This window comes from Streptomyces graminilatus (assembly GCF_001418565.1).
Lineage (GTDB): Bacteria > Actinomycetota > Actinomycetes > Streptomycetales > Streptomycetaceae > Streptomyces > Streptomyces graminilatus.
Map to the genome: position 1 here is coordinate 1 of NZ_LIQQ01000374.1, position 6,821 is coordinate 6,821.

Sequence of the window (6,821 nt, forward strand, 5' to 3'; positions counted from 1 at the left end):
GCCGCGGCCGCGGCTTCGGAGTCGAGGCTGGTGATCTCTTGCAGGTGGTCAGTGGAGGCGGACGGCGTGGATACGACCGTGCCCGTGGCCCGGACGAGGACGGGCATGTGGGCGCTGGCTGCCTGCCAGGACAGGCTGACCGGGACCCGCGCGTGCTCGAAGGCGGCTGCGGCGACACGGTGTCCGTACTGGGCGCTGAAGACGGCGAAGGCGTGGGTGGCATCGAGCAGCGCCTGCTGATCTCCCAGGCGGTCGGTGGGCTGCAGCAGGTCGTCGATGGTGCGGCGGCCGGCGGCCAGGGCGGCGAACAGGCGGCGGCGGAACGCGGCCGCCTGCTGGCCGGTGATCCCCTCCGGGCTAGCGGAAGCTCCCGCGGCGTAACGGCGTTTGAGCTCCGTGTCCAGCACGCCCACCGCGTCGAGGTGAACGCGCAGCCGGTCCAGGACTTTACGTCCCTGCGGCAGCGGGTTCGGCCCGAGGGCCTGCCAGGCGGTGTAGCGCGAGAGCATCAGAGCGGCCTCCCGGCTGCGCTCCTTGACCAGCCACGTCACCGGCCGCTCCACGGCCGTGCGCCTGAGCGCTGAGCGTCGTCTGCGCCGCTGTTCCCGCGTCTGCCGGCACATTTCGCATTCCTGGCCGCCGGTGGTGACGCGGAGCTTGCCCGACCCGCAGACCGGACACGGGAACCGGGAGGCGACGACCTGGCTCATGACACCGTTGCGGTGCTCTGGGTCGATCCGTCCGCCGATCTGCCGCACCGCGCCTGCATGGCGCCGCCGTCCAGCCGCCATCCCCACCATCTCCCCCGGTCGTTGTGACCTCACGGTTCATGCCCCGGTATGCCCCTGCAGCCTGCGAGGTACGCCAAGTGAGCCTGATTTACCCGAACTTCGGCGTTGTCCGGGAGGCGGCTGGATACGACTCTTCCGGGAGGGCTGTTCCACGCGGTTGGGGGACGCGCCGACTGGACGGGCCGTGCAGCGCGGTACCAGCTCAGGAGGTCGGTGAGCAGGCTGGTGCAGCGCCCGGTTTCGAGGACCTCGGCCGAGTTGATGATCTGGTTGGCGGTGCGGGCGGCCTCGTCGACGACACGGCGGCGAGCCCTGAACGGTTCCAATGGGTCCCGGATGCAGAGCAGCGCCGTACCGCCCTTTGTCATACTCGGCCACGTAAAACGGAGGAGGAGCAGGTGAGGGTAGCCCAGGCGCGGCAGGCGATCGCCGAGGCCGTCAGCGCGCAGGTCCGCGAACTGTTCGAGGCCGAGGCGGCGCGTCGCTGCGAACGCGACGGCAGCCGACCGGCGGGCAGCCGCCGGCATCCGGCGTACGTCCCCGAGCACGCTCCCCAGGTCCCGGACGCCGTCGTGCAGACCCGTCCTGCCGTCGCAGAGCCGGGAACGATCTTCACGTGGAAGGGGGAAAGCGATCGGCCGCCCGTCTTCATCATGCGGGTGACGAGCACCTGGGCACGGCGAGTCGCGCACCAGGGGTACGCGCTGCTGGACGGGCACCCCGTGGTGGACGTGAGCGACTGGGACGAGCAGGGCCGACCGCTGAAGGTGCGCACCGTGGCCCTGCGCGGGATGTTCGATCCCATGATCCATGGGTGGCGGGCGTGGGCGGACAATGTCGACCGCCGAGTGGAGTGGGACCGCACCGGCACACCGGAACTCGTCCCTCTCTAACGGCCTTGGGCGGAGCGTCCGAACGCTTGATGCCAACCGTGTGCTCGTCACCTTTCCCAGCACGGTCTGAGCAGCATCCGGTGCTCGTTCCGATCGAGAGCCCTCTCCTCATTCTTGTGTGCCGCGTGAGCGCGGCGTGGTGACACCCTCCAGCTCCAAGAACCCGTCCAGGGCGGACCACAGGTAGGTCTCGGGCGGCTGGCCCGCACTGCGATGTCGACGTCGCCAGTCGGGATCGTGGTAGCGGTCCCGGATCTCCATGAGATGAGTGAGGGACTCGGCCCGCTCGCTCTCCCGCTGTGCGTGGGCCTGAGCCGGGGCCGGATCGTCCTCACGCAGCGGTTCGGCCTGCTGGTGGACCAGGGCGTCCAGAGCGGCTTCGTCGACGCCCGCCAGGCTCCAGATACGCAGAGGTCTACGGATCATGTGGTTGGTGACGTGACGGTCAGCGGACCGCCACACGCGGTGGACAGGTGCCCTGGTCACGCCCAGTCGTTCGGCCAGCGCGGAGCAGGCCGGAGGTTCCACACCCCACGGAAGATCAGCCGCGGGCACGTCGAGGACGAAGGCGACCTGGACGACCTCCACGTCGTTCCCGGGCTCGTCCAGCACCGGGCCGAACACATACGCGGCGGCGAGTGGTGGCTCGGTGGAGAGAACCAGGGCGCGGGTGCACGAGTCCGCGACAGTCCGAAGGCGGCGGACGGCGGTGGCGTAGCGCATGCCCTCAGTATCTGACGGTGCCAGCCCTGCTCGTGCTCCTCGGTCAAGGGCTGGTCGACGGCGAGGAACGGGACTCATGTGCTAGGTCCTGAAGCACCAGATGGGCGCCCCGGCGGGAGCTGGTGACGCTGGTGTGCCGGACCGGTCTTCCGGGACGTGGTCGTCCTGGTGGCGGCTCGCAGGGTAGCCGGCCCGTTCCTCGGTACTGCCGGCTCCTGGCGTTACAGGTCTTGGACGGCGCGCAGCGCCTGGTCCACGCGGGCCATGACTTGGGCGTCGACCGGGCCGAGGAGCTTCGCGTCGTCGAACCTGTCGGCCCTCAGCTGCTGGATGTTGACTGCGACGGCGGTGCACGGGATCGGGTCACCGATCACCACGGACATAGCGGTGTCCGGGAACCTGCCGCTCGGGTGCAGCACGATCACGAGGACAGCCCCGTAGGACTCCTCCAAGCCGGTCAAGCTGATGATCAGGACGCTGCGGCCGTCGGACAGCTCCCAGATCTCACCACGCCTCACAGAGCGTCGCCCTCGCCTGCCAGGGCGTTACCGAGACCGAGGTCGGCGAGCTGCCGCGCGGCGTCGAGAGTGGCTGCGCGGCGCGCGGCGCGCACGACGTACGCGTTCACGCTCATACCAGCCTCCAAGGCGGCCGCCTTGATCGAGGGAGCCAGCTCATCGGGGATGCGCAGGGTCATCGTGGTGACAGACATGAATGCAGAATAGCCACCGCATAGCGGTGGCGAAAGGCGGTTGCGATCTGGAGGACGACGGAAACGGGCCGTAGCGCCCCTCGGCCAAGGGGATCCGGCCGTGAGACACCCTCAACAGGGCGTCCCGACCACAGGCTCATGGGCGAGGGGCGAACCCCCGGCCGGTCGAGGCTTCGGTGGCCATCTTCGTTCCGAGGCGTGCGCATGCGTCCGGCATCCCCGTAGCCCGAGACCATGCGTCCCTTCCCATGCCGGCCGCCGTACCCCAAATGGCGGAAACAGCGGCTTGTCGCGTGCCGCTCGGCCGTCCCGCCGTTCTAGCGTCTGCGCTATGGAGAGCACCCCAATGCCCGAGCCGCTGCGCCGCGCGGTCCATCAGCTCGTCGCCGAGGCGGTCCAGAACTGCCAGGAGGTTATCCGGTACACAGAACCCGACCAGGCTCATACCTGGAAACGGATGACGTTGTACCGGGCGACGGACGCCGCTGACACGATGGACATGGCCTCCCTGTTGATCGCCGCGTACTGCCAGAGCACCGGCATGCCCATGGACACCCTCCGGTCGTACCTGCAGGTCGGCCAGCAGCACGACCGGGCAGCCGGCCCTCAGGATGAGGATCGGGCGCAGCTGGCGGGACTGCTGGACGAGGCCGCCCCTGCGGGTGCCGACGAGCGAGGGCTCGTACGGCTGCGCTACATGCGTGGCCAGTACCAGGCCGACACCGCCCGGGAGTGGGCGGACGATCCGGAGAAGCTGTTCACCGAGGCCTGCCTGCACGGGCTCCGCGCCCGGCTGTGCGACGACGTCGACGCCCTGGACAACTATCTGCCGCCCCATATCGCGAAGCTGGCCCGTCGGGTCGCCGAGGTCCTGGAGGAGCCGGAAGAGCCGGAGTCGGCCGCCGCCTGAGGAGACGCCGAGGTGCCGATGGCTGGCGCGCGCCTCAGAGTGGGCCCCGGGGTCACGCCGACGCCATCGAACTCCTGGTCATCGACCGGACCCTAACCAAGCACTGCACGCCGGGGCTCGACGGTGAGGCGTAGTGGATCAAGCGGAAGCCCCTGTCCCCGAAGAGCACCGTTCACACCCAGGGAAGCCGCCGATGGGCGGCCTTCGAGGCGCCGAAAGACGGCGAGCATAGCGAGTTCGCGAATATGCGCTAAATCGGGCCATCCATGCGAATAGATGAACGATCAGAACGCACTACCGTCAAAAGGTAGGAAGTCGGACGCTCTTTCGTGAAGCCGACTCTCTGGATTTCCATCACGGCGGCGTTGTCCTGCGCCCGGAGGAGACCGCGCTCTTCCGGCGTGGCCAGCCGCGCCGACCAGCTGCTGGTGTACCGCGTTTCCTCCCGCAGAGGGCCGTCGGTGAACGGGCCGACGGTGGCCGCCCTCCCAACGGAAGCTGACTTCAGCGCTTGTGGAGTGAGGAGCGTCTGGAGCGCCCACGGGGCTCCACCGTGCAGCAGTACGGCCTGCCGGACATGGAGCGGAGCACTCGTCGCGAGGCTGAGGGCCTCTGTTGCGCGGGGATCCGTGCCGCGGCCGCCGCTCCGGAGGTCGTTGTAGCCGAGGCCGCCGGTCTCGGCCGGCCACACGAGACCGTCTTCGTGCAGCCGCGCCTCCAGCGGCGGGGCCGGACGGAGCACCCGCGCCTTGCGCCGCGGCGCCTTCTCCACGAAGCCCTCCGCCTGGAGGATGCCCAGGGCCCTGGCCACCGTGTCGCGGGCGACCCCGTACCGGGCCGCGAGCTCGCGGCCCCCCGGCAGTTCTCCGCCGACGCCGAACGTGCCGTCCAGGATGTCGCGGCGCAGGGCCGCGGCGGCACGCTCATGCGGGTGAGGGGTCGTCATGGGCACATACTGCCGCACCCGCCGGCGCGACCCAGTCGCCGCAATCCCTCCGCCCTTGACGTGATCCACGATCACCATGCATCATCTGGCCTAACTGGACTAGGCCAGATAGGCCAGATGGCGCGTGCGGTCCCCGGGAATTGCCCTCCCGGAGACCGCGACACGCGCCTCACCCACCCGTCACAGGAGATGAGATCGCGTGAACACCATGATGGCAGCCCCGCCACCGCCCCAGAGCCGCTCCCGGGGAACGACCGAAGCTGACATCGCCCAGTACGTCGCTGGCGCCGAGCCGGTCGAAAGCCTCGTGGCCGGCGGATACCTCGCCGGCCACGACGGCCGCCTCATCGCCCAACAGCTACGCGCCCCGCAGCTGCGTCGGGCCGTCACGCACTCGGTCTGCTATGCCGCCCAGCCGGACGTCAACGACTTCTACCAGGAGGACGATGAATCGGACGCCGACTGGCGCCGGCGGCGCGCCAGCACGGTCCGCGGCCACTGCTCCGCGTGCCCGGTGCGCGCCGCATGCGCCGAGCTCGCGCTCCGCAACGGCGACACCGCCGGGATCCGCGGCGGCCTGGCGCCGGAGAAGCTCCACCTGCGGCTCCTGGCGGAAGCCGACCGGCTGACCGCTGCCCGGGCCGAGGACGAGCGTGCCGCCACACAGCAGCAGGCCCGGATCGCCGCGGCACGCGAGGTGCAGCGACTCGCCGGCCAGTACGTCGGCGGTTCCATCCCTGCAGACAGGCGTGAGAAGAACCGACTCGCAATCGCCGAGGCCCTTCAGCAGCGCGACGAGCTCGTCGACGCCCACCGCCGCAGCACCGGCTGGACGGCAGCCGCATGAACCCAGCCGACGACGATCGCGCCCTGGTCAGTTCCCTCGCCCGCCGCGACGACGTCCTCCTGCTCCCCGTCCTGGTCCCGGCCGGCGCAGAGGCGCCACGCATCCACCCGCTCACCGTGCTGCTCCTGGCCCAGCTCCGCCAGGTGACCCTCGAACGCGACGCCTACCGGGCCTGGATCACCCAGGACCCGGCGCCGCCCGGCGACGAACAGCTGCGTACCCGAACCGCCGACACGGCCGGCCTCTCCGCCAGAACGGATTCACCGTGACATCCGAGCTCGTCCCCCTCGGTAGCCGAATTGCTCGGCAGCTGGCAGTTCGCCTTGGGGGCGCTCATCTTCGCCCTCGGACCGGAGATCGCCCTCCGGCGCCACCGGTTCGCCCAGGCCGCGGCGGGACGGCCTCACCGTCGTCATCGCGACGGCTGCGGCAGCCCTGTCTGCCACCGATCTGCTCAGGGTCGGCCACCGTCAGATGGGCCTCACCACCCCCTTCGGCCTCCTGCCCTTCATCGACCTCGACGCCGCCATGGTCCGCGGACGCCGAGCACGCCGCCGCGCCCTCGCCGGCGAAGGACCGGGCCTGGCCAGGGCACTCTTCTGGACCTCGCCAGCACCAGCGCCGCCTTCTCCGCCGAGGCCACCAACCTCCTCAGCTGCGCCGTCCACGCCGTCTGGCCGGTGCTCGCCGCCGTGCTCTGGGAGACGGCGCCATCCACTCCCCCTTGACGAGTTCTCCGGCCAGGGCGCAGACGACAACGGACTGCTCGTCCCGCTGGCGTCCGGCCGTCCTGACTCGACACCCCGCTCCGCAGGGCGTCCGAGCTTGCCCGCGAGCACGACCATGAGGACCGCACCCATGACCACCTTCGACGAGCACGTCAACCAGGCACTTGCCCTCATCGCCCCACCCCGCCGACCAGCAGTCCCGCCCGCCGGCACGCAGCAGGGGACCAGGCCCCACCTGGTCCTCGTACGCGGCTCCAACCCCAAAGGCAGA

Annotated in this window: 9 protein-coding genes; 4 read left to right on the forward strand and 5 right to left on the reverse strand. The window is 70.3% G+C overall.

From position 1 onward, the window contains the following. Positions 1–758, reverse strand: a 758-nt coding sequence (locus AOK08_RS29270) for a hypothetical protein (protein ID WP_157876852.1), incomplete at its 3' end; no start/stop codon positions are given. Positions 759–1,189: 431 nt separating this feature from the next. Here AOK08_RS29270 and AOK08_RS29275 point away from each other — a divergent pair. Continuing rightward, complete coding sequence (locus AOK08_RS29275; protein WP_055531621.1) at positions 1,190–1,684, forward strand: hypothetical protein; 495 nt, start codon at positions 1,190–1,192, stop codon at positions 1,682–1,684. A 108-nt stretch (positions 1,685–1,792) separates the two neighbouring features. On the opposite strand, the gene AOK08_RS29280 is transcribed toward AOK08_RS29275, so the two are convergent. From AOK08_RS29280 to AOK08_RS29290, 3 genes are all read right to left on the reverse strand, one after another. Continuing rightward, a complete protein-coding gene (locus tag AOK08_RS29280) occupies positions 1,793–2,407 on the reverse strand; it encodes a DUF7711 family protein (protein ID WP_055531623.1) in 615 nt (204 codons plus the stop codon). Positions 2,408–2,628: 221 nt separating this feature from the next. Next, positions 2,629–2,925 carry a hypothetical protein gene (locus AOK08_RS29285; RefSeq protein WP_055531625.1) on the reverse strand — a complete coding sequence of 99 codons (297 nt, stop codon included), beginning with the start codon at positions 2,923–2,925 and terminating at the stop codon, positions 2,629–2,631. Then, complete coding sequence (locus tag AOK08_RS29290; RefSeq protein WP_241827133.1) at positions 2,922–3,119, reverse strand: YlcI/YnfO family protein; 198 nt, start codon at positions 3,117–3,119, stop codon at positions 2,922–2,924. Before AOK08_RS29290 ends, AOK08_RS29285 begins: the two co-directional genes overlap by 4 nt. Positions 3,120–3,450: 331 nt before the next feature. Here AOK08_RS29290 and AOK08_RS29295 point away from each other — a divergent pair, with 331 nt between their 5' ends. Then, positions 3,451–4,029 carry a hypothetical protein gene (locus AOK08_RS29295; RefSeq protein WP_241827134.1) on the forward strand — a complete coding sequence of 193 codons (579 nt, stop codon included), beginning with the start codon at positions 3,451–3,453 and terminating at the stop codon, positions 4,027–4,029. Between the two features lie 250 nt (positions 4,030–4,279). Here AOK08_RS29295 and AOK08_RS29300 read toward each other — a convergent pair whose 3' ends face one another. Beyond that, positions 4,280–4,975, reverse strand: coding sequence for a GntR family transcriptional regulator (locus AOK08_RS29300; RefSeq protein ID WP_157876853.1), 696 nt, complete (start codon positions 4,973–4,975; stop codon positions 4,280–4,282). Positions 4,976–5,183: 208 nt separating this feature from the next. Here AOK08_RS29300 and AOK08_RS29305 point away from each other — a divergent pair, with 208 nt between their 5' ends. Further along, positions 5,184–5,822, forward strand: coding sequence for a WhiB family transcriptional regulator (locus AOK08_RS29305; protein WP_241827135.1), 639 nt, complete (start codon positions 5,184–5,186; stop codon positions 5,820–5,822). After that, on the forward strand, positions 5,819–6,091 hold the full coding sequence (locus AOK08_RS29310; RefSeq protein ID WP_055531633.1) for a hypothetical protein: 273 nt from the start codon (positions 5,819–5,821) through the stop codon (positions 6,089–6,091). Before AOK08_RS29305 ends, AOK08_RS29310 begins: the two co-directional genes overlap by 4 nt. Positions 6,092–6,821 lie beyond the last annotated feature (730 nt).